This window comes from Solwaraspora sp. WMMD937 (assembly GCF_029581175.1).
GTDB lineage: Bacteria > Actinomycetota > Actinomycetes > Mycobacteriales > Micromonosporaceae > Micromonospora_E.
This window is the reverse complement of sequence record NZ_CP120738.1, coordinates 3,234,027-3,259,687: the sequence shown is the minus strand read 5'-3', so window position 1 is coordinate 3,259,687 and position 25,661 is coordinate 3,234,027. Positions and strand designations below refer to the sequence as shown.

Genomic DNA, 25,661 nt, shown 5'->3' with positions numbered 1-25,661 from the left:
GGCTGCGCCGATCGGGTCAGTGCGACGGGGTGGGAAAGTCGGCGATGTACGCCTCGGTCCGCTCCGCAGGTGCGGGGCGGGCCAGGGCGTACCCCTGACCGAACCGGCAGCCGGCAGCCTGCGCCTGGCTCACCTGACCGTCCGTCTCCAGCCCTTCGGCGACGATTTCCAGCCCGAACCGCCGACCCAGCCCAGCCACCGCTTCCAGCATCGGGTGGACACTGTCCGGGCCGGCACCGGCGTCGGCGACCAGCGACCGGTCGATCTTGACGACGTCCAGCGGCAGCCGCCGAAGCTGGGCGATCGACGCCTGACCGGCGCCGAAGTCGTCCAACGCGATCCGCACCCCGTGCGCCCGCAGGTTCGCCAACTGCGCGAGGATCTGCGGAGTCTCGGCAGCCGCCAGCTCCTCGGCGACCAGCGACTCGGCGACCTCGACGACGAGCCGCTCCGGCCCGATACCCTGTGCGGCCAGCATGGCCATCAGGTCGGCCACGAAGGTGGTCGCGGCCAACTCGGCCGGGGCGACGTTGACCGACAGCCACAGCCCGTGCCCCTCCCGTGACCAGGACGCCAACTGTCGGCAGGCGGTGGCCCGCGCCCACCGGCCGATGTGGCCCAGCAGCGACAGTTCCCGGGCCACGGCGAGCAGCTCGGCCGGCAGCACCGTGCCGAGCACCGGGCTGCGCCAGCGCAGCAGCGCCTCGACCCCCACCGGTTTGCCGTCGACCAGGTCCACCACCGGCTGGTACACCACGTCCAACTCGCCCCGCTCGGCCGCGCCCGGCAGCTCCCGCTCCAGATCCAGCCGCCGAACGAGCTGTTGCTCCAGGTAGGAGTCGTACCACTCGACCCGGTTGCGACCGAGCTGGCGGGCCCGGCGGCGGGCCAGGTCCGCCCGGCGCAGCACATCGTCCGCCCCGGCGCCGCCGGCCACCTCGGCCATGCCGATGCTGGTCTGCAGCTGAACCACCGCGCCGGGCAGCTGGCACGGCTCGCGCAGCGCCGCGACCAGCCGCGCCCCGGTTCCGTACGCCAGCATCGGGCCGGCGACGGTGATCACCGCGAACTCGTCGCCGCTGAGCCGGGCGACCACGTCGTCCGGCTCCACCGTGTCCCGCAGCCGCCGCCCCACCTCGACCAGCACCGCGTCGCTGACCTCCCGCCCGTACTGCTCGTTGACGCCGACCAGCCCGTGCAGGTCGATGATCAGCAACGCACCGGGGTGGCCGGGCAGGTCCCGCTGGTTGGCGATCTGGCGCATCAGCTCCCGGCGGTTCGCCAACCCGGTCAGCTGGTCGGTGAAGCCGAGCTTGTACAGCCGCCGCTCCAGGTGCACCCGCTCCCCCACGTCGCGTACATGCACCACGAGCGCTCCGACCTCGGGCACCGTCCGCTGGTCGGACACGGTGGACTCGGTGTCCCGCCAGCGACCATGGCCGTCCCGCAGCCGGGCGGTGACCAGCGGGGTCCGACTGGTCGGTACCAGCCGGCCAGTCACCACGCCGGTCAGCACCGTGACCACCTCAGGGATGTCCTCCGGATGCATCAGCTCGATGAACGGTCGGCCGAGCACCTGTGCGTCGGCCAGCCCGAACAGTCGCGCGGCGGCCGGTGACTGCCACCGCACCCGCAGGTCGTCGCCGAGGGTCAGGGTGAGATCGTTGCCGCCGGAGACCAACGACCGGAAATGCGCCTCCTGGATGCTCAGCCGCCGGGCGTAGGACCGCACGTCGGCCGCGGCCATCATCTCCCGGACAACCAGCGTCGGGATCACCGCCAGGCCGAGCAGGACCGACGTACGGTCGAACGATCCCTGGGTCGCCACGTGGTACGCGGCGGCCAGCGCGGCCACCACCGCCGGCACCGTCAACAGTGGGTACGCGGTGAGCCGGCCACGCGCCGAGGTGACCGGCCGCGAGCCCGCGCGCTGCGCCCGCTGCGCCCCGATGACCAGCAACAGCATGCCGCCGACCGCCGGGGCCGTCGCCAGGCACCAGAGCCAGCCGGCGGTGCCGTACGCGAAGCAGACAGTTGGAGCGGCCAGCCCGACGAGGAGCGCGATGGAGCCGCCACCGCAGTACAGCACCGCTGGGCGCTGCCTCCGCATCGCCAGGGCGGTGACCACGATGATCGACCCGGCCCCGATCACGCTCAGTTCGACGAAGAGCACGGCCGACGGCACGGTGTCGACCGGCGACAGCAGCCAGCCGGCGAAGATCAGACTGATCCCCAGGCTCAGCCCGTCGACCACCCGCCGCAGCCGCAGCCGCCAGGTCTCGGCGACGCCCGGCAGCAGCAGAATCGCCGCGAGGTGGCCGGCCAGCGCGAGGATGAGCCCGCTGAGCGCCAGGCCGGTCCGGGCCGCCGGCGGGGTGAAGGCGGCGACGCAGACCGCGGTGGCGCCGCCGACGCTGGTCACGGCGAGCAGACCAGCTCCGCGGCAGTTCCGGAGATCGCCGGTACGGGCGTGCGCGGTGACGGCCATCCGCGACAGCCGCAGACCGGGCAGGCCGACGCCGAACAGCACCGCGCCGAGCACCGCGACCGGGGCGGTCAGCAGGCCGGCCGCGCCGGCGGTCAGCAGCAGCGCGGCGGCGCCGGCCTGTGCGGGCAGGGTCCAGCCGGGGGGTTGGGCCCGATGGGGGCGGGGACGGGTACGGGGTGGTTCGGGGAACGCCTCAGGCACGGTGGCCGTCGCCTCCACGGAAGGGGTCGGGGCACAAGCCGGGCCGGGTCGGCCCTCTGTGCCGGTCACAACGAACCAGTCCGGCGCCGGGTTACGGGGCGGTCACCGGAGATTTCCGTCGGGTTTCCGCACCGATGCCACCCGACCTACCCGGCAGCCGACACCCACCGGCCGGATGCCAGGATTGTCGGATGAGTCGCAGGGTAACTGTCCGGTTCCGGCCGCACCAGGCGATCATGCTGGCGGCGGTGATCGCGTTCGTCGGGTCACTGCCGCTGGCCAGTGCCCGCTGGTATCTGCTGCCGGTCCTGCTGCTGCCGCTGGCCATCGCGATCTGGGCGGTCCGCTCCGGAACCGATGCCGACCCGGCCGGGCTCCGGGTGCGGGCGCTGATCGGCCAGCGCCGGATCGGCTGGTCGCGGGTTGCCGAGCTGGCGGCCGACCCGCAGGGCCGGGCGGTGGCGCTGCTCACCGACGGCGAGCGGGTACGGCTGCCCGCGGTACGGGCCGACGACCTGCCCCGGCTGATCGCCGCCAGCGGACAACCGCTCGACCCGGCGGGTCCGGCGACCGACGCGACCGACGAACCGGCCACGCCGCCGACTCAATAGCCGTCCACCACCACGTTGTCCAGCGGCTCGCCCGCGGCCAGCCGGGTGACCTGCCGACCCGCCAAGGCGTACGCGCGGGGCAGCAGACCGCGTACCGACCCGGCGATGTGTGGACTGATCACCACGTTCGGCAACCTCCATAGCGGATGGTCTGCGGGCAGCGGCTCCGGGTCGGTCACGTCGAGTACGGCGCAGACCCGGCCGGTGGACAGCTCCGCGGTGAGCGCCGTGGTGTCGACCACTGGACCGCGGGCGGCGTTGACCAGCAGCGCGCCGTCGCGCATCGCGGCCAGCATGGCCGCGTCGACCATCCCCCGGGTCCGGTCGGTAAGCGGCACGATCAGCACCACGATGTCGGCGTACGGCAACAGGGCGGGCAGCTCGTCGACGCCGTGCACCTGTTCGGCCGGCCGGGCGGTCCGGGCCACCAGCGTGAACTCCACCTCGAACGGGGTCAGCCGGGCACGCAGTGCGGCACCGATCGATCCGGCACCGACGATGAGGACCCGTTTGCCGGCCAGCTCGTCGGTCGGGGCGAACTGCTCGTACGACCATTCTCGACGGGCCTGTGCCCGGATGAAGCCGGCGAAGTCTCGGACGTGGGTCAGGATCGCAGCGGCGATCCACTCCGCCGTCGACGAGTCGTGCACCCCGCGCGCGTCGCAGAGCGTCAGGTGCTCCGGCAGCCGCCCCACCCATGCGTCGGCACCGGCGGACAGCAACTGCACCACCTGAAGGTCCGGCATCTTGCCGGCCAGCTCCGCCGCTCCGGGGCGGGCCAGGAACGGCGGCACCCAGAACCGCACGCCGGCGGGGTCGGACGGCAGCTGAGTGATGTCGGCGGCGACCTCGACGGTCACGTCGTCGGGCAGCCGGCCGAGCAGTTGTCGGCCGTGTGCGTGGGGGATCCAGACTTTCACCGGTCCGACGATAGCGGGCCATCCGGGTCCGGTCCGCCCAGGCCGGGCATCCCATGATCATCCGATACGAGGTCGGTCAAGGCAGGAACACCCACCAACTTGTGAGTGCGCTACTTGTTCGACGCCACCTTATCGATCAGGCCACATCGTTCGATATTCTTGTTCGGATCCTGGCACCCGGATGCGTGCCACGACGGCACGAGCGAACGGGCAGGGAAGCAGCACGGTGGTCAGGCCGGTTCGTAGGTCATGCAGTCAGCTGTTTCCCGGCTCGGCCCCACCCGGATCGCCGGCGCCCGGCACTCCAACTCGGCGTTGAACCGGCAGTCGGCGCGCTTGCAGGCACCAACCTGGGCGATCACCGCGTCGAGGCCGCCCTTGGACGAGATGTCGAAAAAGGTGGTACAGCTGGCGCTGTCCGCCTCGGTGCCGATGGTGATGGCGAAGGCGTGGCAGCCCTCGTGCTGGTTGTACGCGCACTCCACAGCGGTGCACTCCTGCACCCGGGGCATCTCCATCATCGCGGTCATGGTGGTCCTCCTAGCTCGGCATCACACGGCAGTGACAGCGTCGTCATCACTGAGGAAAACAGTAGTTCATTACGACGGAATATATGGCATGTATTCAATTCTCGCAATTTTGGGAACCCTTACCTAACACCATCCATTGCCGTTTGGATACCCTTACCTAAGTGCTCCGGGGATGCCGTTGGATGCGGATGTCCGGCAGCGGGCTAGTCTGGTGCGGGTGAACGCTCGCCCGCCGTACCGCCGCTCGTCGCGCCGCCCTGCCGCCGCGACCGCAGCGACCGCTGCCGCCAGCCTGACCGCCCTGCTGCTCGCCGGCGGCTGCGCGTTCGGCGAGCCGGAGCCGGACCAGGCAGGCGCGCCCCCCACCTTCCCCGCCCCCACCGAGACGCCGACCGGCGGCGGCGTCGACCAGCAGGTGGCTGTCACCGTGCTGGCCAGCGGACTGGCGGTGCCGTGGGGGGTGGCGTTCCTGCCGGACGGCGCCGCGCTGGTCACCGAGCGGGACAGCGCCAAGATCCTGCAGGTCGGGCCTGGGTCGAGCCCGGACGGGCTGGACGTCTCCGAGGTGCAAACCATCGACCAGGTCGACGGCGGCGGCGAAGGCGGCCTGCTCGGCATCGCCGTCTCCCCCGAGTACGCCACCGACGAGACGGTGTTCATCTACTACTCCACCGCCGAGGACAACCGGATCGCCCGACTGACCCTGGGCGACGAACCGGAACCGATCGTCACCGGCATTCCGCTCTCCGGCATCCACAACGGCGGCCGGCTCGCCTTCGGGCCCGACGGTTTCCTCTACGCCACCACCGGCGACGCCTCGGACACCGGCCTGTCCCAGGACCAGGAGAGCCTCGGCGGCAAGATCCTGCGGATGACGCCGGACGGCGAGCCGGCCCCCGGCAACCCGTTCCCCGACTCGCTGGTCTGGTCGCTGGGCCACCGCAACGTGCAGGGCATCGCCTGGGACGCCCAGGACCGGCTGTACGCCACCGAGTTCGGCCAGAACCTGTGGGACGAGATCAACCTGATCGAGCCGGGCGAGAACTACGGCTGGCCACAGGTCGAGGGCGAAGGCGACGACGGGCGATTCGTCGACCCGCTGGTCGTCTGGCCGACCGAGGAGTCCTCCTGCTCCGGGGCGGCCGTGGTGGACCGGATCCTGGCCGCCGCGTGCCTGCGCGGCGAACGGCTATGGCTGGTTGAGCTGACCGAGTCCGGTACGGTCTTCGGCCAGCCCCGCGCGTTGCTCACCGGAGAGTACGGTCGACTACGCACCGTCGTGCAGGCACCGGACGGCTCGGTCTGGGTGACCACCTCGAACCAGGACGGCCGGGGCGAACCGGCCCCGGAGGATGACCGTATCCTTCGGCTGGTCTTCGCCGACGGCGGAGCCGGGCGCAGCTGACTTACCCGCCTCCCCACCCTCGATCAGACAGGCATCATCTCACCATGAGCGACGAGCAGACGGCCGACCGGAGCCGTCCCGGCCAGCAGCCGGGCCGTCCGGATCAGCAGCCGGGCCGCCCCGGGCGACGGCTGGCGCGCGCCGGGCGGCGGCTCGGCTCGGTCAGCCGTACCGCTGGTCGCGGATTCGGGCGGGCCGCGCGGTCCCGGGCGACCCGGCGGATCGGCGTGGCGCTCGCGGTCGTCGCGGTCAGTCTGGCCGGGGTCGTCATCGGCGTCCTGCTCGGGGCCCGCGCCGACGTCGACATCGGCCCGTTCCGGGCCGAGATGTCGGTGACCCCGGCGTTGGACGGCGGCACCACCATGGCCATCCCGCCGCTCGGCGCGCTGCACGTGGACAGCCACGAAGGGCCGGTCCAGCTCTCCATCCGGCTCGGTTCCCTCGACCAGGTCCGCACCCTCGCCCTGCTCGACGACCCGAACGCGATCACCCGGGCCAGTCAGACCGTGGTCGGCGACGTCACCGAGGGGGTGCTGCGGCTCGGTATCCGTACCATCGCGGTCGCCGTGCTCACCACCTTGATCCTCGCCGCGCTGGTCTTCCGCGACACCCGCCGGGTCGCCTGGTCCGGCACTCTGGCGCTGCTGATCACCGGCGGCAGCATCGGCGTCGCGGCGGCGACCATCCGGCCGGAGTCGATCGAGGAGCCTCGGTACGAGGGTCTGCTGGTCAACGCCCCGGCGGTGGTCGGTGACGTGCAGCGGATCGCCACCAACTACAGCCAGTACGCCGAACAGCTGCAGCACATCGTCAGCAACGTCAGCCGGATCTACACCACCGTGTCGACGCTGCCCGTCTACCAGGCGGCCGAGGGCACCACCCGGGTGCTGCACGTGTCGGACATGCACCTCAACCCGACCGGCTGGTCGGTGATCCGTACCGTGGTCGAGCAGTTCGACATCGACGTGGTGATCGACACCGGGGACATCACCGACTGGGGCAGCGAGCCGGAGGCGAACTACGTCGCCTCGATCGGGCTGCTGGAGGTGCCGTACGTGTTCATCCGCGGCAACCACGACTCAGTCCGCACCCAGGAGGCGGTGGCCAGCCAGCCGAACGCGGTCGTGCTGGACAACGAGGTCACCGAGGTCGCCGGGCTGACCATCGCCGGTATCGGCGACCCCCGGTTCACCCCGGACAAGCAGACCAGCCCGGCCGAGGGCGGCCTGTCCAAGCCGGCCACCGACCAGGTCATCGGGGTCGGCGAGCAACTTGCCGCGACGATCCGGGGCACCGACGAGCCGGTCGACATCGCCCTGGTGCACGACCCGGTGTCCGCCGGGCCGCTGTCCGGCACCACGCCGCTGGTGCTGGCCGGGCACACCCACAACCGGGAGGTCCGGATGCTCGCCGAGATTCCCGGGGAGCAGCCGACCCGCCTGATGGTGGAGGGTTCGACCGGCGGAGCCGGACTGCGCGGCCTGGAGGGCGAGGAGCCGACGCCACTGGCGATGACGGTGCTGTACTTCGACGCCGAACACCAGTTGCAGGCGCACGACGACATCCGGATCGGGGGCACCGGCCAGGCCCAGGTCACCCTGGAACGGCACGTCATCGCCGGCCCGGAACCGGAGCCAGACCCGTCGCCATCGCCGACTCCTACCGCCGGTCCGTCCGCGACCCCGACTACCACTCAGTCCGCGACCCCGGCACCCAGCCCGTCCTGAGCCCGCGCCCACCCCCGGCAGAGCCTCACCGGCACCCCGGCCCGCGCCGCCAGCCAGGATCGCGCGGCCTATTCGTTTGGGCCTGAGGTACCAGTGGAGCTTGATGCCGGAGGTGCATATTGATGCACCTGTGGCATCAGGTCGTGAAAGGGCACCTTGGTCCCGGGAGCCGGCCCTGGCCGGATGACCGCGCCGGGGCGGCGCAGCGCCGCCGCGCGGACCATCACCATCATCATCTGGCCGTCCCGGTTGCCGTGCAGTCGGATGCCGAGCAGGTGAATCCATTCGATGTTCGGGTGGGCGGCCTCGGCGCGGACGTGGATGACCCGCAGCCGCAGCGCTCCGTCTCCGTTGAGATAGTCGGACCCGCCGATCTCGATGACGTCCCACGGCTGCACCAGCGGCGATCTTGTCGACTCAGTCATCGCCACCTGCCCCGGTGGTCGGGTCAGCGGTGAGCCAGATGCCGACCGAGGCGAGCAGCCGACGAATGGTCCGGGCGGCGTCACCGTCGTACCGGTCCAGGTAGGCCACCGCGAGCCGCAGCCCCGGACAGACGATCGTGCCGCAGCGCGGACACCCGGTCACCGGGTCGGGCAGGTGCATCGCGGCCAGGTGCCGGGCGCGGGCGATCACCGGGTGGTTGACGTAGCCGGGCACGGCGCTGCCGGTCGGCACCGACATCCAGCCGAGTACGCCGTGCCGGCGCAATTGATCTTTGTCATTCATTTTTGCGCCATGCGTCCCCCATCGGGACAACAATGGACGCCTTCTCGAATCTCCCACTCCTCCACCCTGGACTTGCCCGCCTCCCATATGGAAGATGGGCTTTGTCCTCGTAGCAACAACATCCGTCACGGGGCAACCTCTGCCCACCACAAAGCAATTCTGTAGAGAGCTGGAGGAAACGAATGTCTGGAGCAGCGAGCGCATATCTGATAGCGGAGCTCCGCCGCCGCCGTGAGTTGGCCGGGCTCACCCAGGAGCAGTGGGGCGCCGCCCTGCACTGGTCGGCCCAGCACGTCAGCGCGGTCGAGCGCGGTGCCCGGCCGATCCGGCTCGACTACCTGGCCACCATCGACCGGGTCTTCAACTGCGACTACTCGACCCTCTGGGAGCTGCTGCTGCGCACCGAGCGGGCCCCGGTCTGGCTGCGCCCGTGGCTGGAGCACGAGCGGGAGGCGATCATGCTGCGCTGCTACGAGCCGCTGCTGGTGCCCGGCCTGCTGCAGACCGAGGCGTACGCCCGCGTCATCCTCACCCATGCCGGGGTGGCGATCGACGACGTCGACACCACCGTCGGCGACCGGCTCGGCCGGCAGGAGATCCTGCACCGGGCCGAGCGGCCGTGCCGCTTCGTCGGGGTGATCGACGAGGCGGTGCTGACCCGGGCGGTCGGCGGCCCGGCGGTGATGCGTGAGCAGGTCCTGGCCCTGATCGCCGCCTGCGACCGGCCCAACGTCTCGATCCAGGTGGTGCCGGCCGGGGTCGGTGCCTACCCGGGGCTGAACGGCCCGTTCACCCTGGCCAGCCTGGACGGCCGGGCGGCGGGCTTCGTCGACGGGCCGTTGGAGGGCCAGACCATCGAGTTGGAGGCCGATCTGACCAGACTGGAGCATGCCTGGGAGTCGCTGCGGGAGTACGCTCTGCCCAGCGAGCAGTCCGTGGCGTTGATGCAGGAGGCAGCCGACAGATGGGCATGACGACCGATCCTCGACCGGCCTGGCGGACCAGCAGCCGCAGCAACGGCACCGGCGGCAACTGCGTCGAAGTCGCCGACAACCTGCCCGGCCGGGTCCTGGTCCGCGACAGCAAGGACCGCGCCGGCGGCACCCTCACCTTCTCCCCCACCGCCTGGCGGACCTTCGTCGACCACCATCAGCGGTAGATGACGCGAGCCGCGTCGGGCAGTGCCCGACGCGGCTCGTCCGCTGTGGTTGGCCGCGCACCTGCCTCAGCCCTGTGCGCCGAGGCGGGACAGGATCAGCTCCCGGACGGTACGCGCGTCCGCCTGGCCCCGGGTCGTCTTCATCACCGCGCCGACCAGCGCACCGGCCGCCGCGACCTTGCCGTCGCGGACCTTCGCCGCGATGTCCGGGTTGGCGGCGATCGCCTCGTCGACGGCGGCGGTCAACGCACCGGTGTCGGAGACCACCTCCAGGCCGCGCGCGGTCATCACCTCGGTCGGCGTGCCTTCCCCGGCGGCCACCGCCTCCAGGACGGTACGGGCCAGCTTGTCGTTGAGCTTGCCCGAGTCGACCAGCCCCTGCAGTTCGGCCACGTGCGCCGGGGTGACCCCGAGCGCGGCCAGCTCCACACCGGACTCGTTGGCCCGGCGGGCCAGCTCACCCAGCCACCACTTGCGGGCGCCGGCCGGGGTGGTGCCGGCGGCGATGGTCTGCTCGATCAGCTCGACCGCCCCGGCGTTGACCACCGACTGCATGTCGTGGTCGGTCAGCCCCCACTGCTCCTGCAGCCGCTTGCGGTGCACCCGGGGCAGCTCCGGCAGGGCCGCCTTCAGCTCGGCCACCCAGGCGGCGTCCGGGGCGAGCGGCACCAGGTCCGGCTCCGGGAAGTAGCGGTAGTCGGTGGCGGTCTCCTTGGACCGGCCCGACGTGGTGTCGCCGCTGTCCTCGTGGAAGTGCCGGGTCTCCTGCACGATCCGGCCACCGGCGTCGAGCACCGACGCCTGGCGCAGCATCTCCGCGCGTACCGCCCGCTCCACCGACCGCAGCGAGTTGACGTTCTTGGTCTCGGTGCGGGTGCCCCACTCGGTCTGCCCGACCGGGGTCAGCGAGGTGTTCACGTCGCAGCGCAGCGAACCCTGCTCCATCCGTACGTCGGACACGCCCAACGAGCGGATCACGTCCCGCAGCTCGGTGACGTACGCGCGGGCCACTTGCGGTGCCCGGTCCCCGGTGCCGGGGATCGGCTTGGTGACGATCTCCACCAGCGGGATACCCGCCCGGTTGTAGTCGACAAGCGACTCGGTCGCACCGTGAATGCGCCCGGTCGCGCCGCCGACGTGCAGCGTCTTGCCGGTGTCCTCCTCCAGATGCACCCGCTCGATGCCGATCCGCACCAGCTCGCCGTCGACCTCGACGTCGAGCCAGCCGTCCACGCACAGCGGCTCGTCGTACTGGCTGATCTGGTAGTTCTTCGGCATGTCCGGGTAGAAGTAGTTTTTCCGGGCGAACCGGCACCAGTCGGCGATCGAGCAGTTCAGTGCCAGCCCGATGCGGATCGTCGCCTCGATCGCCGCCTTGTTCGCCACCGGCAACGAGCCGGGCAGGCCCAGGCAGACCGGGCAGACCTGGGTGTTCGGCTCGGCGCCGAACCCGGTCGGGCAGCCGCAGAACATCTTCGTGTTGGTGCCCAGCTCGACGTGCGTCTCCAGGCCGATCACCGGCTCGTAGCGGGCGACGACATCCTCGTACGTGGGCAACGCGGTCGTGCTCATCTCACAGCTCCAACTCTCGGCGCGGCACCGACCGCACCAGCCTAGTGTCCACCTGGGTTCCGCTCATCGACCCGGCCGGTAACCGAGTGCCACGAGAGCCTGCCGGGTGTCGTCCCACCACCGCCGGTACGCCGGCACCTGCTGCAGCCTGTCCAGATCTACCAGCTCACCAAGCTGGCCGAGGTGGTCCCCGACTGACCGGCTGACCCGGCGCGTCACGTCGTTGAGCACTTTCTTCGGGTCGGCGATCTGCTCCACCTGACGTGGACTGCCCGGCAGCCCCATCTCGACATCAGACCACCGGACACCGAGGGCGTTGCGCAGTGCCTGCCCGTCGGCGAGCAGCCAGGCCTCGGTCTCCCGGACCGGGACCACCGCGACGAGTTGCTCCTTACGGTCGGCCCAGCGCTTCCGCAGCGGCTCCAGCCACTCGTTGCGTACCCGGTCGGCGTTCGCCCCCTGGTCGCGGTGGAAGAAGACAATGGTGAACCCACCGTCGCTGCGGTCGACCATGCTGACCACATCATCGATACCTGCTGGCCCGGTCCGGTCCCGTACCGGTTGTACGTCGGCGACGTACACCGTCTCATCGAACTCGTTCAGGCACAGTTCTTCCAACGAGCGCGCCAAGAGGCGGGGCAGGAAGCGGTCATCGCTGAGACCTTCGGATATCAGTGCGGTCGAGAGGTAACGCATCAGCGATCCAGCGTCTCCAGGACCCCGAATTCGGCAATCTCTGCCTTGGTGACCACGCCGCTGGGATCTTCGAGATCCAACGCAAGCTGATCACCACCGATCAGGCGGCTACGGGTGATCCGGCTGCGCGGTTCGCCCCTGCGCACCCGGGTCACCACGTCCAGGTAGACCGCATGGAGCCGTCCCCCGTCCTCGCCGCGTTCCAACGCCCGCAAGATCGCAGGCGAGTGGCTGCTCAGGATCAACTGGGTCAATCGATTGCCGTCTGCTTCGTCGCGCGACTCCAACGACCGTTCGACCAGGGCCCGCAGGTACCGCACGAACTGGGCGAGCCGTTGCGGGAAGATGCCGTTCTCCGGCTCCTCGAAGCAGATCAGCCCGGCACCACGGGGGTCGTAGAGTGCTGCGAGCAACGCGATCGCGCGCAGCGTCCCGTCGGACGCGACCCGGGCCGAGAACGGTGCCTCGTCGCGGGTGACGACCTCGACCTGCCGCTGCCGGCGTGCCTCGTCCTCGGCGAGCCGGACCCGGACCACTCCCGGTATCACTTCGGATACGTCGGCGGAAAGGTCGTTCAACGCGCCCTCCGGCCGGTCCTCGGTGCCCGTCGCCACCGCCAGATAGCGCAACGTGTTCGCCAGATGGGCGCCGTTGGGTGCCAGGCTGTCCGGATCGTCGTACGAGTCCGGGGTACGCAACGCACTGGGATCGAGGTGCAGCAATCGCCACGACCGCAGCTCCCGCTTGAGCGCGTACAGCAGTGGAAAGTCGGTGGCGGTGGTCAGGCTGGACAGCACGGTCGCCGTTGCTGCCGTCGCCGGCAACCTTCGTTCACGGCCCTTCACCGCTGGAAAAAGGCTGAAGACAGCGCGCCCCTGCTCGTCCCGCTCGGTCTCCAACAGCTCCCGACCACCGCTGCGGTAACTGGCCACCTGCTTCCATCGCGGGATCAAGGCCCGCAACGCGTCGTCGTCGGACTTGGAGATCCGGTATGCCGCCTCCCGCAGCACGTACGGTCGACGCGACCCGCCCGGCCCGGCCGACCGCAACTCGATCGCCAGCTCGTAGCGCAGCCGGGAGTGGTTGACCTCGGCGGTGTCGCCGAACGCGTCGGTCACCGACGCTCCCAGCAGCACCTCGACCGCGAAGGTCATCACCGGCATCTGGCTGCCGTCGCTGTGCCGATGGAACAGGTCGGGGACTTCCCCGCGCATCTGCTGGGCTGCCTCCAGCAGCGGACCATCGGCCAGCCGGGACAGGAACTGGATCGCGTCGAACAGGTTCGACTTGCCGGCCGCGTTCCGCCCGATGATCACGAGAAACGGCGGCACGTCCAGCGTGAAGTCGCGGAACGACTTGAAGCCGTCGATCTCGATCCGGGTCAGCACGTCGCCGCTCAGAGCTCCGGCGGGGTGAGGGTGCCGACCGCCGACTCCAGGGCCGCCGCGACCCGGTACATCCGGTCGTCGGCCATCGTCGGCGCCATCACCTGCAATCCGACCGGCAGCCCGTCGGCCAGCCCGCACGGCACCGAGATGGCCGGGCCGCCGTACAGGTTGGTCGGGATGGTGAACAGGTCGGCCAGATACATCTGGTACGGGTCGGCGGTGCGCGCCCCGAGTGGGAACGCCACGAACGGCGTGGTCGGCGAGATCAGCACGTCGACCTGCTCGAACGCGGCGGTGAAGTCGCGGGTGATCAGGGTACGGACCTTCTGCGCCTGCCCGTAGTAGGCGTCGTAGTAGCCGCTGGACAGCGCGTACGTGCCGAGCATGATCCGCCGCTTGACCTCCGGGCCGAAGCCCTGGTCACGGGTCAGCGACATGACCTCTTCCAGCGACCGATTGCCGTCGTCGCCGCTGCGCAGCCCGTACCGGACGCCGTCGTAGCGGGCCAGGTTGGACGAGCATTCGCTCGGCGCGATCAGGTAGTACGCCGGCAGCGCGTAGTCGAAGTGCGGGCAGGAGACCTCGACGACCTCGGCACCGAGCTTGGTCAGCGCGTCGACGGCGTCGCGGAACGCGGCCAGGACGCCCGGCTCGACGCCCTCGCCGGTGGCGAACTGGGTGACCAGGCCGAGGCGCACCCCGGTCAGGTCGCCGGAGGCACCGGCACGGGCCGCCTCGACGACCGGCGGCACGGCGGCCGGGATCGAGGTGGAGTCACGCGGGTCGTGGCCGGCGATCGCCTCGTGCAGCAGCGCCGCGTCGAGCACCGTCCGGGCGCACGGTCCGGGGGTGTCCAGCGAGGAAGAGAAGGCGATCAGCCCGTACCGGGAGGTGCCGCCGTAGGTCGGCTTGGCCCCGACCGTGCCGGTGACCGCGCCCGGCTGGCGGATCGAGCCGCCGGTGTCGGTGCCGATCGCCAGTGGAGCTTCGTACCCGGCGACCGCCGCCGCGCTGCCGCCGCCGGATCCGCCGGGGATCCGGGTCAGGTCCCACGGGTTGTACGTCGGCCCGTACGCCGAGTACTCGGTTGACGAACCCATCGCGAACTCGTCCATGTTGGTCTTGCCGAGGATCGGCATGCCGGCGGCGCGCAGCCGGGCGACGATCGTCGCGTCGTACGGTGGCCGCCAGCCGTCGAGGATCTTCGACCCGGCGGTGGTCGGCACACCCTTGGTGGTGACGACGTCCTTGACCGCGATCGGCACCCCGGCCAGCGGGCCGAGCGGCTGCCCGGCGGCGCGGGCGGTGTCGACGGCCTGCGCGGCGGCGAGCGCCCCGTCGGCGTCGACGTGCAGGTAGGCGTGCACCCGCTCATCGACGCCGGCGATCCGGTCCAGGTGGGCGCGGGTCACCTCGACGGCGCTGGTGTCGCCGGCGGCGATCAGCCCGGCCAGCTGAGCGGCGGTCATCCCGGTGAGTTCGGACATGGCTCAGACCTCCTCGTCCAGGATGCGCGGCACCCGGAACCGGCCGTCCTCGGCGTCCGGGGCGGCGGCGAGCGCGGCGTCGCGGTCCAGACCGGGGACGACGACATCGTCGCGCAGCACGTTGGTCAGCGGCACCGAGTGCGAGGTGGGCGGGATGTCGTCGGCGGCGACCTCGCCGATCCGGGCGACGGACTGCAGGATGACGTCGAGCTGGCCGGCGAACGTCGCCAGTTCGTCCTCGGTCACGGCCAGCCGCGACAGTCGCGCCAGGTGCGCGACCTCCTCGCGGGAGATGGCGGCCATCTGCGCCCCCTTCGTACGGTGATCGAACGGTTGGCCCGGATCCTCGCCGCAGCGTGGCACGCGGGGCCGGACCCGACGAGTCTATTTCTCCGGCGCGCCGGCCGAGTCATCGGGCAGGCCGGTCGGTGCCGCCGGCGCGTCTGCCGAGTCATCCAGCAGGCTGGGCGGAACGCCACGTGGGCCGGGGACCAGTGGACGGTACCGGGCCAGCCAGTTGACCAGTTCGTCGGCGGGCATCGGCCGGGCGTAGAACCAGCCCTGGGCGACGTGGCAGCCGAGCGCGTACAGCCGCCGCCAGGAGGCGTCGTCCTCGACGCCTTCGGCGACCACCCGCAGCCCGAGCGCCCGGGCAAGCTCGATCACCGAGCGGACGATGGCCGCGTCGTCGGTGTCGGCGGCCATGCCGAGTACGAACGAGCGGTCGATCTTGACTTCGGACAGTGGGAGCCGGCGCAGGTGCTGCATGGACGAGTAGCCGGTGCCGAAGTCGTCCAGGGCGATCGCCACCCCGATCGCGTCCAGCCGGGAGATGGTGGCCAGCACCCGCCGGGGGTCGGCCATCAGCGCCCCCTCGGTGATCTCCAACTGGAGTTGCTCCGGTGCCAGGTTGTAGCGGGTGAGCCGGTCGGAGATCTGGTCGGCGATCTCGCCGGTGTGCAGGTCCCGGACGCTGACGTTGACCGCTGCCCGCAGCGTGATCCCGGCGGCGGCCCACTTGGCGATCTGCTCGACGACGTCGTCGACGACCCGGCGGGTGAGCAGGCGCATCACGGCGCTCTGCTCGGCGACCTTGATCAACTCTTCCGGGTCGACCATGCCGCGACGCGGATGCCGCCAGCGCAGCAGCGCCTCCACCCCGACCACCTCGCCGGTCGCGATCTCCACCTGCGGCTGGTAGTACATGGTGATCTCGCCGACGTCGTCGACCTCCCGACCGGAGTCGGCCGCGTGCGCACCGTTGACGTCGAGCACCCGACGCAGGTCGGCGAGGAGGCTGAGCCGTTCGGGCGTGTTGTGGTCCGACTCGGCGGCGTAGACGGCGGTGCCGTCACCGGTGTCCTTGGCGTCGTACATCGCGACGTCGGCGTGTTGCAGCAGGGTGGCGAAGTCCCCACCGTGCTCGGGATAGAGGGCGATGCCCACCGATCCGCCGACGTCCAGCGGCAGACCGTCCAGGGCGACCGGCTCGGCGAGCGCGGTCACCACCTGATCGGCGATCTCCCGCGCCTCGTCCGCGCCGGTGAGCCGGGTGGCCAGGATGGCGAACTCGTCACCGCCGAGCCGGACCACCAGGTCCTGCGGCCGGACCACCATGGCCAGCCGCAGCCCCACCTCGACCAGCAGCCGGTCGCCGACCAGATGCCCGAGCGCGTCGTTGACCCGCTTGAACCGGTCCAGGTCGAGCAGCAGCAGCGCCATCCGGGAGTCCGGCGCTCCGTGCCGCAGCGCGTCGGCGTGTGCCGGCACCTGATCGGCGATCTCGACGATCAGTGCCTTGCGGTTGGCCAGCCCGGTCAACGGGTCGAGCCGGGCCGACCGCTCCTGCTCGCTGGCCAGCGCGGCCATCCGGTAGACCGCGTACAGCGGCACCAGCACCAGTGGGATCAGCGCCGGGTCGACCTGTGCGGCGACGACCAGCACCGGTCCGAGCAGCAGCAGCGATCCGGTGGAGGACAACTCGAAGCCGATGCCACGGCGGGCCGACCGCCACCACCGGCCGCCGAAGCGCAGCCGGATCGCCAGGGTGACCGTGCTGTAGTTGACCGCCGACCAGGCCGCCGCCGCGCCGACCGCCACTGCGACGTCGCTCCAGGCCAGCTCCGCAGTGCCGGCGAAGGCGCCCGGCCCGGCCAGCCCGGCCACCGCTGCTGCGGCGGCGAGCGCCAGCGCGTACTGCGAGCTGTTGAACAGGGCCCGCCACGGCACGTGCCGGGCCCGCCAGGCGAAGACCGCAACCGCGACGGCCTGCACCGCGACCGCCGGGCCGAGGCCCCAGGCGAGCAGGATGGCGAAGGTGAAACAGACCGACGGGAAGACCTCGGATCGGCGTCGCCGGCCCGGTGGGGTGAACGGTCGAGCGTCGCCGACCACCGCGAGCAGGGCCATCAGCCAGAATGCCGCCGGCAGGTCGGAAATCTGGGCGGGCAGGTTCAGCAACGGTGCGGCGCAGACGGCGAGCGCCGCAGCGGTCACGCCGCCGACAAAGCCGAAGAACCCAGGCGCGCGTTCCGGAGGAACGGAGTTCCGCAATGCCGCGGCCTCCATCTGCCCTCCCGTCGCGCTCCCGTGGCCCGCTTCGCCGACTCAGCACGAGCCGGGCGTCCCGCCGACGTCCTACACCTTAAGGATGGACGGCCGGCGGGTCAGGGGCGAAGCGCGGTCGTGACTGATTTGAGACGCGGTCGGCGAATGCCCGATGCGGGATTCCCGGCCGTCGAGAAATGGCGTCCGCCAATTGTCGGAGCTCCGGCGATGGTCCGGACCGGTCGGCGCCGCAGCGCCGCTAGCTGGCGGCGGCGGGCTCGGCCGTACCGGCCGGATCGGCAGGCTGGGCGGACTCGGCCGGCTGGTCCGGTTCGTTGACGGCGACCACTCGGGCCGCGTCCGGCCCTTCCTCGAGGAGAACCCCGAAGCCTGCCTCGTCAAGCACCGGGACACGCAGCGATACGGCCTTGTCGTACTTCGATCCCGGGCTGTCGCCGACCACCACGAATCCGGTCTTCTTCGACACCGAGCCGCTCACCTTGCCGCCTCGGGACTGCACCGCCTCGGCCGCCTCGTCACGGGAGTAGCCGGCGAGCGAACCGGTGATCACGACGGTGACGCCGGCCAACGGGCGCGGTGCCTGGTCGTCGCCGGCTTCCTCGACCATCCGTACGCCCGCCGCCCGCCAGCGCCGGACCACCTCCTGAGCGTGCGGGGCGACGAACCAGTCGGCGGCGGCCGCGGCGATCACCGGACCGACCCCGTCGACGTCGACCAGTTGCTCCTGGCTCGCGGCGGCGATCGCGTCGATCGAACGGAACTCGCGGGCCAGCGCCTGGGCGGCGACCGGGCCGACATGCCGGATGGAGAACGCGACGATGATCCGCCACAGCGGCCGTTGTTTGGCCTCGGCGAGGTTGGCCAGCAGTTTCTTCGCGTTCTCGGTCAGCTCCCCGCTCTGGTTGCAGAAGAACTCGACTCCGGACAAGCGGTCCGCATCAAGATCGAACAGGTCGCCGATGCTCTGCACGGCACCGGAATCGACCAGGGCGATCGCCGACCGCTCCCCCAGCGCCTCGATGTCGAGAACACCGCGACCGGCAATGTACTCCAGCTTACGGGTCAACTGCGCCGGGCAGTCAAGATTCGGACACCGGATATCGGCGTCACCTTCTTTTTCGTAGCGCAGCTCGGTGCCACACTCCGGGCACTCGGTCGGCATCACGAACTCGCGCTCGGCTCCGGTCCGCAGATCGACGACCGGGCTGACCACTTCGGGAATGACGTCGCCCGCTTTCCGCAGGACCACCATGTCGCCGATCAGTACCCCTTTGCGGGCCACCTCTCCGGCGTTGTGCAGGGTGGCGAAGCCGACCGTCGAACCGGCCACCTTGACCGGGTCGAGCACCGCGTACGGGGTGACCCGCCCGGTCCGTCCGACGTTGACCTTGATGTCGAGCAGCCGGGTGTTGACCTCCTCCGGCGGGTACTTGTAGGCGATCGCCCAACGCGGGGCGCGACTGGTGGAGCCGAGACGGCGCTGGACCGACACCTCGTCGATCTTGACCACCACGCCGTCGATCTCGTGCTCCACCTCATGGCGGTGCGAGGCGAAGTGGGCGATGAAGTCACGCACCCCGTCGCGGTCGCCGACCACCTGCCAGCGTTGGCTGATCGGCAGCCCCCAGTCGGCCAGCTGCCGGTACGCGTCGGACTGGCGTACCGGCTCGAAACCCTTGCGCGCCCCCAGACCGTGCACCACCATGCGCAGCCCGCGTCCGGCGGTGATCCGAGGATCCTTCTGCCGCAGCGAGCCGGCGGCGGCGTTGCGCGGGTTCGCGAACGGCGCCTTCTCCTGGGCGACCAGGCTGGCGTTGAGCTCGTCGAACGCGGCCACCGGGAAGTAGATCTCGCCACGCACCTCCAGCAACTCGGGTGCCTCACCGGCCAGCCGCTCCGGGATCTGCCGGATGGTCCGCACGTTGGGGGTGATGTCCTCGCCGACCCGACCGTCACCCCGGGTCGCCGCCCGGGTCAGCACGCCCCGCTCGTAGGTGAGGTTGACCGCGAGGCCGTCGACCTTCAGCTCGCACAGGTAGTTGACCGGACCACCAGCGTCGCGCTCGACCCGGTCGGCCCAGGTGGTGAGCTCATCGTCGTCGAAGGCGTTGTCCAGGCTCATCATCCGCTCGGCGTGGTTCACCGGGGCGAACTGGGTGGCGTAGGCGTAGCCCACCCGCTGGCTGGGCGAATCCGGCGTGCGCAGCGACGGGTGCCGCTCCTCCAGCTGGTTCAGCTCCCGGATCAGCAGGTCGTACTGCCCGTCGGAGATCTCCGGCGCGTCGAGGACGTGGTAGCGGAACTGGTGGCGATCAATCTCCTCGGCGAGCGTGGCGTGCCGCTCCCGGGCGGCCGCGTCGGGCTCCTCACCGGCCTGCGCCTGCCCGGCGGCGCTGACCTGCTGCGGAACGACTTCCTCGGACACCGGCTGACCTCCGTGTTCGGATCTACCTGCGCACCGTATCGGTCGGCACCGACATTCGCGGATACCGGCCGGCGAACCGACCGCGGTCACCCGTGTGGCGGCCCGACTGCGGTCACTCGCGGACCGGCCCGGTCACTCGCCCTGGACGAGGTTGAACACGGCCACCCCGGCGCACCACAGGAAGCACAGCACGAAGACCACCACCAGCACGGCGATGATCAGCCCGCGGTACATCCGCCACCAGCCGCGCCGACCGGCGGCCGGGTCACCGTCGCTGTCACCGTGGTAGCTCATCGCCACTAACGGTAACCGTAGGCGCACCCGGGTGGCAGTGTTCCACGGCCGAGACCCCACCGCACTCCACCGCCGGCCGCCGGCCGGGTCAGCCCTCGGACAGCCGCCGGCCAGCGTCGCGGCAGGCGGCGAGCGCCGCCCGGGCGTACGGCACGGTCGCCCCGGCCAGCCCGCACGCCGGGGTCACCACCACCTGGGCGGCGGCCTGCTCCGCCGGGAACCCCAGCATCGACCAGAGGGTACGGACCTGTCCCGCCGCCCGCGCCGAGGTCGGTGCCGCCGTGCCGGACGCTTCCCCGGTTGCCGGCACCACCCCGGCGAACAGCCCCATCCCGGCGTCGATCGCCGCACCGACCGAGTCCAGATCGGTGAGCAGCGCCAGGTCGGCGGCGATCGCGACGGCTCCGGCTGCCTGCAGCAGACCCACCGGCACCCCAGGGGCGCAGCAGTGCACCACCACCGGCACACCGACGCCGGAGATCACCTCGGCGAGCAGGTCCCGGACGGTGCCGGCGGCGACCGCCCGATAGGTGTGCAGACCGCTGTCGGTGCGCAGCGTCCCGGCCAGCACCGCGGGCAGCGAGGGTTCGTCGAGTTGGAGCAGCAGCCGGGCACCCGGCACCCGGCGGGACACCTCCGCGACGTGCTCGCGCAGGCCCTCGGTGAGCGAGGCGGCGAGGTCACGTACGGCGCCGTGGTCGCGGACCAGCCGCCCGCCGAGGCCGACGTCGAGGCTGGCGGCCAACGTCCACACCCCGGCGGCCTGCAGTTTGACCGGCCCGGTGTAGCCGTCGGCCTGCTCGGTCAACTGGTCGAGGTCCCGTTCCCGCAGGTCGAGTGCGCGGCGCAGGTCCCGGCCGGGTCGGGCGGCGACCCGCCAGCGACCGGCGTACAGCTCGACCGGCAGGTCCACCAGGAAGGTGGCACCGCGCCCGGTCATCTCCGCGCCCGGCCCCCGGGCCGGTAGCTCGGGCAGGTGCGGCAGGCCCGGCAGTTCACCGAGGACGATCCGTTGCGCTTCGGCGACGTCGGTGCCGGGCAGCGATCCGATCCCACTGGCGGCACCCGGCGGCCAGGGCCACGGTGTGTCCGCCGCCGCGGCCGGCTCCGGTCCCGGCAGGTCACTCGCGTGGGTCACGGCAGGTCATTCGCGTCGGTCACGTCCGCCGACTCTACCGGTCAGCCGGCGATGGTCGCCGAGCCGAGCACCACGTCGCCGGCCGGATCGGGTCGGTAGGCGACCATCGCCTGGCCGGCGGCCACCCCCCGGACCGGCCGGTGCAGCTGGGCGTGCATGCCGGCGTCGGTCAGCTCGACCACCGCCGGGGTGGTCGAGCCGTGCGCGCGCACCTGGAGCATCGCCTCGACCGGGCCGGTCGGCTGGTCCCCGCCGATCCACACCGGGCGGACACCGGTCACCGTGTCGACGTCCAGCGCCTCGGCCGGGCCGACGGTCACCGTGTTGCTCTTCGGTGTGATCGACAGCACGTAGCGGGGTCGACCGTCCGGCGCGGGCACCCCGATGCCCAGGCCACGCCGCTGGCCGACGGTGAACGCGTACGCCCCGTCGTGGCGGCCGACGACCGCGCCGGTCGTCGCGTCGACCACGTCGCCCGGGGCGTTGCCGAGCCGGTCGGCGAGGAATCCGCGGGTGTCGCCGTCGGCGATGAAGCAGATGTCGTGCGAGTCGGGCTTGTCGGCCACCGCCAGCCCGCGCCGCGCCGCCTCGGCCCGGACCTGCGCCTTGGTGGAGTCACCGAGCGGGAACATCGCCCGGTCCAGTTGGGCCCGGTTGAGCACGGCGAGCACGTACGACTGGTCCTTGGCCAGGTCGACGCTGCGCCGCAGCAGACCGTCGGGGCCGAGCCGGGCGTGATGGCCGGTGACCACCGCGTCGAACCCCAACGCGACCGCGCGATCCAGCACCGCCGCAAACTTGATCTTCTCGTTGCAGCGCAGGCACGGATTGGGGGTACGGCCGGCGGCGTACTCGGCGACGAAGTCGTCCACCACGTCGCTGTGGAACTGCTCGGCCATGTCCCAGACGTAGAACGGGATGCCGATCACGTCGGCGGCCCGCCGGGCGTCCCGGGCGTCCTCGACGGTGCAGCAGCCACGGGCCCCGGTACGGTACGTCTGCGGATTGCGCGACAGCGCCAGGTGCACACCGGTCACGTCGTGCCCGGCGGCCACCGCCCGGGCGGCCGCCACCGCCGAATCGACCCCGCCGGACATCGCCGCCAGTACTCGCACCGTACCCATCTCCTGCCTGATCGTCGCCGCATGCTCGAGGGTAGTCCCGCAGCGGTGCCGGGTCAGCCGGCGGCGGGCGGCACCGGCTTCGTGCCGCGCACCGCGCCGGCCCGACGGGCCCGCTCGACCGCACCGGGCAGGGCTGCCACCAGCGCGTCGACCTCGGCCCCAGTGGAGTCGTGGCCCAGGCTGAACCGCAGCGACGAGCGGGCCCGCTCGTCGTCGTCGGCCATCGCCAGCAGCACGTGCGACGGCTGCGCCACCCCGGCCGAACACGCCGAGCCGGTCGAGCAGGCGATGCCCTGGGCATCGAGCAGCAGCAACAGCGCGTCGCCTTCGCAGCCGGGGAATGAAAAGTGCGCGTTGCCGGGGAGTCGGTCGCTCGGGTCCCCGTTGTAGATCACATCCGGTACCACCAGGCGTACCCGTCGGACCAGGTCGTCGCGGAGCGCGCCGACCCGCGCCGCGTGCTCGGTCTGGCGTTTCACCGCCACCTCGACGGCGACCGCGAACGCGGCGATCCCGGCGGTGTCGAGCGTGCCGGAGCGGACGTCGCGCTCCTGGCCACCACCGTGCAGCAGCGGGGTGCAGGCGACGTCCCGGCCGAGCAGCAGGGCACCCACGCCGGCCGGGCCGCCGAGCTTGTGACCGCTGACGCTCAACGCGGCGGCGCCACTGGCGGCGAAGTCGACCGGGACCTGGCCGACCGCCTGGACCGCGTCGGTGTGCAGCGGTACGCCGGCCCGCGCGGCCATTGCCGCGACGGCGGTGACCGGTTGCACGGTGCCCACCTCGTTGTTCGCCCACATGACTGTGACCAGGGTCAGCTCGTCGGCGACCTGGTCCAGCTCGGCCTGCACGGTGGGGGCGTCGACCCGACCGGTGGCGTCCACCGGGAGCCAGGTCACCTGGGCCTGCCCGTGCCCGGCGAGCCACTGCACGGCGTCGAGCACGGCGTGGTGCTCGACGGTGCTGGCCAGGATCCGCCGCCGGGCAGGATCCGCCGCCGACCGTGCCCAGAAGATTCCCTTGACCGCGAGGTTGTCGCTCTCCGTGCCGCCGGCGGTGAAGATCACCTCGGACGGCCGGGCGCCGAGGGCGGCGGCGACCCGCTCCCGGGCCTCCTCGACCGTACGCCGGGCCGCCCGTCCGGCGGCGTGCAGTGACGACGCGTTACCGACCCGACGGGCGGTGGCGACGTAGGTCTCCACCGCCTCGTCGAGCATCGGCGTGGTCGCGGCGTGGTCGAGATAAGCCATCACCAGCAAGCCTATCCGCCGGGTCGGGTCCGGCGGATAGGCGGCCGGACCCGATCGGTGAGGTCGCTACGGCGGTGGCCACGACGCCCTGCGGGACGGTCACCTCACTTGCGCTTGCGGATCTCCTCGGCCGCCTGCGGGACCACCTTGTTCAGGTCACCCACCACACCGAAGTCGGCGAGCTCGAAGATCGGCGCCTCGCCGTCCTTGTTGACCGCCACGATGGTCTTCGCGGTCTGCATGCCGGCCCGGTGCTGGATCGCCCCGGAGATGCCCAGCGCCACGTACAGCTGCGGGGAGACGGTCTTGCCGGTCTGCCCCACCTGGAACTGGTGCGGGTAGAACCCGGAGTCGACGGCGGCCCGGGAGGCGCCCACCGCACCGCCGAGCAGGTCGGCGAGCTCCTCGACCAGTTTGAAGTTGTCGCCGCTGCCGACACCGCGCCCGCCGGAGACGACCACCGACGCCTCGGTCAGCTCCGGCCGGGAGCCGGACTGCTCGGCGACCCGTTCGACCACCTTGGCCAACTTGTCCGAGTCGGTGACCCGCACCTGCAACTGCTCCACCTGCGGGGCCGCCGGGGCCGGCTCGGGCGCCACCGAGTTGGGCCGCAGCGTCACCAGCGGCAGGCCCCGGGTGACCCGGGAGGTGACGATGGTGGCGCCGGCGAACGCGACCTGGGTCGCGGTGCCGTCGGCGGCCAGGTCGACCACGTCGGTCAGCAAACCGTTGTCCAGCCGTACGGCGAGCCGCCCGGCGATCTCCTTGCCTTCCTGGGAGGAGGCGAGCAGCACCGCGCCGGGCTGCACCCGGCCGATCAGCTCGGCCAGCACGGTCACCTTCGGAGCAACGAGGTAACCGTCGATTTCCTCGCTCTCGGCGGCGTACACCTTGCTGGCGCCGTACTCACCGAGCTTGTCGGTCATCGCGGCGGCCGCGCCGGGCCCGCCGAGCACCACCGCGGACACCTCGCCGCCCAGCTTGCGGGCCAGGGTCAGCAGTTCCAGGGTGACCTTCTTGACGCCGAACTCACCGGTGGCCTCGACGACAACGAGAACCTCAGCCATGTCAACCTCCCCGCTCACACGAACTTCTCGGACGCCAGGAACTCGACCAGCCGTACGCCGGCCTCGCCGTCGTCGACGACCTTCTGCCCCGCCGACCGTGGCGGGCGCTTGCGGTGCTCGACGACCTCACTGGTCGCCCCGTCGAAGCCGACCTCGCTGGCGGCGACGCCCAGATCGGCCAGGGACAGGCTCTGTACCGGCTTCTTCTTGGCCGCCATGATCCCCTTGAACGAGGGGTAGCGTGGCTCGTTGATGGTGTCCCACACCGAGACCACCGCCGGGGTGGTGGCGCTGACCACCTCGTAGCCCTCCTCGTTCTGCCGTTCGACGGTGAGCGTGTCGCCGTCGACGGTCAGCTTGCGGGCGCCGGTCAGGGCGGCGATGCCGAGCCGCTCGGCGAGCATGTGCGGCATCACCTGTACCCGCCCATCGGTGGACTCGGCGCCGCAGAGGATCAGATCCGCCCCAAGGGTGCCGAGGGCTGCGGCGAGAACCTTGGAGGTGGCGACCGCGCAGGAGCCGTGCAGGGCGTCGTCCACGACGTGCACCGCCTTGTCCGGCCCCATCGACAGCGCCTTGCGGATCGACTCGGCCGCGCGGTCCGGGCCCATGGTGAGGATGGTCACCTCACCGCCGTTGGCCTCCCGCAGCCGCAGCGCCTCCTCGATCGCGTACTCGTCCATCTCATTGATCACGTTGTTGGCCGACCCGCGGTCGACGGTGTTGTCGTCACCGCGCAGGGCGCGTTCCGCGCCGGAATCGGGCACCTGCTTGACGAGTACGACGATGTTCATCGCGCTTCGACACCCCTCCTGTAGGTGGTGCTGCTCTACCACTCTCGGCGCAGCCTGCCGCTTTCCTTAACGATCGGTCAACCGAGCA

23 protein-coding genes are annotated in these 25,661 nt (G+C 71.5%); 5 read left to right on the top strand and 18 right to left on the bottom strand.

The window, feature by feature from the left end; genetic code table 11:
* Positions 1-16: 16 nt before the first annotated feature.
* Positions 17-2,689, bottom strand: coding sequence for a bifunctional diguanylate cyclase/phosphodiesterase (locus O7621_RS14230; protein WP_282234391.1), 2,673 nt, complete (start codon positions 2,687-2,689; stop codon positions 17-19).
* Between the two features lie 191 nt (positions 2,690-2,880).
* Between O7621_RS14230 and O7621_RS14225 the strand changes: the two genes are divergently transcribed.
* Positions 2,881-3,300, top strand: coding sequence for a PH domain-containing protein (locus tag O7621_RS14225; protein WP_282234390.1), 420 nt, complete (start codon positions 2,881-2,883; stop codon positions 3,298-3,300).
* Here O7621_RS14225 and O7621_RS14220 read toward each other — a convergent pair.
* Complete coding sequence (locus O7621_RS14220) at positions 3,294-4,220, bottom strand: 2-hydroxyacid dehydrogenase (RefSeq protein WP_282234389.1); 927 nt, start codon at positions 4,218-4,220, stop codon at positions 3,294-3,296. The genes O7621_RS14225 and O7621_RS14220 overlap by 7 nt on opposite strands.
* A gap of 230 nt (positions 4,221-4,450) precedes the next feature.
* A complete protein-coding gene (locus O7621_RS14215) occupies positions 4,451-4,750 on the bottom strand; it encodes a DUF1540 domain-containing protein (protein ID WP_123600394.1) in 300 nt (99 codons plus the stop codon).
* 172 nt (positions 4,751-4,922) lie between these two features.
* On the opposite strand from O7621_RS14215, the gene O7621_RS14210 reads away from it, so the two are divergent.
* Positions 4,923-6,155 (top strand): PQQ-dependent sugar dehydrogenase, encoded by a 1,233-nt coding sequence (locus tag O7621_RS14210; protein WP_348775304.1) that lies wholly within the window; start codon positions 4,923-4,925, stop codon positions 6,153-6,155.
* 44 nt (positions 6,156-6,199) lie between these two features.
* Positions 6,200-7,882 (top strand): metallophosphoesterase, encoded by a 1,683-nt coding sequence (locus O7621_RS14205; RefSeq protein WP_282234387.1) that lies wholly within the window; start codon positions 6,200-6,202, stop codon positions 7,880-7,882.
* A gap of 68 nt (positions 7,883-7,950) precedes the next feature.
* Here O7621_RS14205 and O7621_RS14200 read toward each other — a convergent pair whose 3' ends face one another.
* A complete protein-coding gene (locus O7621_RS14200) occupies positions 7,951-8,307 on the bottom strand; it encodes a hypothetical protein (RefSeq protein ID WP_282234386.1) in 357 nt (118 codons plus the stop codon).
* Positions 8,300-8,611 carry a hypothetical protein gene (locus O7621_RS14195; protein WP_281553786.1) on the bottom strand — a complete coding sequence of 104 codons (312 nt, stop codon included), beginning with the start codon at positions 8,609-8,611 and terminating at the stop codon, positions 8,300-8,302. Before O7621_RS14195 ends, O7621_RS14200 begins: the two co-directional genes overlap by 8 nt.
* Positions 8,612-8,793: 182 nt before the next feature.
* Here O7621_RS14195 and O7621_RS14190 point away from each other — a divergent pair, with 182 nt between their 5' ends.
* Together O7621_RS14190 and O7621_RS14185 are read left to right on the top strand one after the other, a co-directional pair.
* Positions 8,794-9,585 (top strand): helix-turn-helix transcriptional regulator, encoded by a 792-nt coding sequence (locus tag O7621_RS14190; protein WP_282234385.1) that lies wholly within the window; start codon positions 8,794-8,796, stop codon positions 9,583-9,585.
* Positions 9,576-9,770 carry a DUF397 domain-containing protein gene (locus O7621_RS14185; RefSeq protein WP_282234384.1) on the top strand — a complete coding sequence of 65 codons (195 nt, stop codon included), beginning with the start codon at positions 9,576-9,578 and terminating at the stop codon, positions 9,768-9,770. The genes O7621_RS14190 and O7621_RS14185 overlap by 10 nt, the downstream gene beginning before the upstream one ends.
* Before the next feature lie 66 nt (positions 9,771-9,836).
* Here O7621_RS14185 and gatB read toward each other — a convergent pair whose 3' ends face one another.
* The 13 genes from gatB to O7621_RS14120 all read right to left on the bottom strand — a co-directional run bounded on the left by gatB (position 9,837) and on the right by O7621_RS14120 (position 25,573).
* On the bottom strand, positions 9,837-11,342 hold the full coding sequence (gene gatB / locus O7621_RS14180; protein ID WP_281553783.1) for an Asp-tRNA(Asn)/Glu-tRNA(Gln) amidotransferase subunit GatB: 1,506 nt from the start codon (positions 11,340-11,342) through the stop codon (positions 9,837-9,839).
* Positions 11,343-11,405: 63 nt separating this feature from the next.
* Positions 11,406-12,038: a DUF4276 family protein gene (locus O7621_RS14175; protein WP_282234383.1), complete on the bottom strand. Its 633-nt coding sequence runs from the start codon at positions 12,036-12,038 to the stop codon at positions 11,406-11,408.
* Entirely contained in the window at positions 12,038-13,426 is a 1,389-nt protein-coding gene (locus tag O7621_RS14170) for an AAA family ATPase (RefSeq protein ID WP_282234382.1), read from the bottom strand. Before O7621_RS14170 ends, O7621_RS14175 begins: the two co-directional genes overlap by 1 nt.
* An 8-nt stretch (positions 13,427-13,434) precedes the next feature.
* Positions 13,435-14,913, bottom strand: a complete 1,479-nt coding sequence (gene gatA / locus O7621_RS14165; RefSeq protein ID WP_282234381.1) for an Asp-tRNA(Asn)/Glu-tRNA(Gln) amidotransferase subunit GatA — start codon at positions 14,911-14,913, stop codon at positions 13,435-13,437.
* A gap of 3 nt (positions 14,914-14,916) precedes the next feature.
* Positions 14,917-15,216 (bottom strand): Asp-tRNA(Asn)/Glu-tRNA(Gln) amidotransferase subunit GatC, encoded by a 300-nt coding sequence (gene gatC / locus O7621_RS14160; protein ID WP_123600383.1) that lies wholly within the window; start codon positions 15,214-15,216, stop codon positions 14,917-14,919.
* An 81-nt stretch (positions 15,217-15,297) separates the two neighbouring features.
* Entirely contained in the window at positions 15,298-17,481 is a 2,184-nt protein-coding gene (locus O7621_RS14155) for an EAL domain-containing protein (RefSeq protein WP_282234380.1), read from the bottom strand.
* Positions 17,482-17,719: 238 nt separating this feature from the next.
* The gene (gene ligA / locus O7621_RS14150) at positions 17,720-19,906 is read right to left on the bottom strand and encodes an NAD-dependent DNA ligase LigA (protein WP_282234379.1); all 2,187 of its coding nucleotides are present in this window, start codon (positions 19,904-19,906) and stop codon (positions 17,720-17,722) included.
* A 132-nt stretch (positions 19,907-20,038) separates the two neighbouring features.
* Positions 20,039-20,200, bottom strand: coding sequence for a hypothetical protein (locus tag O7621_RS14145; protein ID WP_282234378.1), 162 nt, complete (start codon positions 20,198-20,200; stop codon positions 20,039-20,041).
* Positions 20,201-20,288: 88 nt separating this feature from the next.
* The gene (locus O7621_RS14140; protein WP_282234377.1) at positions 20,289-21,338 is read right to left on the bottom strand and encodes a methionine synthase; all 1,050 of its coding nucleotides are present in this window, start codon (positions 21,336-21,338) and stop codon (positions 20,289-20,291) included.
* Between the two features lie 41 nt (positions 21,339-21,379).
* Entirely contained in the window at positions 21,380-22,453 is a 1,074-nt protein-coding gene (mnmA, locus tag O7621_RS14135) for a tRNA 2-thiouridine(34) synthase MnmA (protein WP_282234376.1), read from the bottom strand.
* A 62-nt stretch (positions 22,454-22,515) separates the two neighbouring features.
* Complete coding sequence (locus O7621_RS14130; protein WP_282234375.1) at positions 22,516-23,712, bottom strand: cysteine desulfurase family protein; 1,197 nt, start codon at positions 23,710-23,712, stop codon at positions 22,516-22,518.
* A gap of 104 nt (positions 23,713-23,816) precedes the next feature.
* Entirely contained in the window at positions 23,817-24,779 is a 963-nt protein-coding gene (locus O7621_RS14125; protein WP_282234374.1) for an electron transfer flavoprotein subunit alpha/FixB family protein, read from the bottom strand.
* Positions 24,780-24,793: 14 nt separating this feature from the next.
* Positions 24,794-25,573 carry an electron transfer flavoprotein subunit beta/FixA family protein gene (locus O7621_RS14120; RefSeq protein WP_282234373.1) on the bottom strand — a complete coding sequence of 260 codons (780 nt, stop codon included), beginning with the start codon at positions 25,571-25,573 and terminating at the stop codon, positions 24,794-24,796.
* Positions 25,574-25,661: the final 88 nt, after the last annotated feature.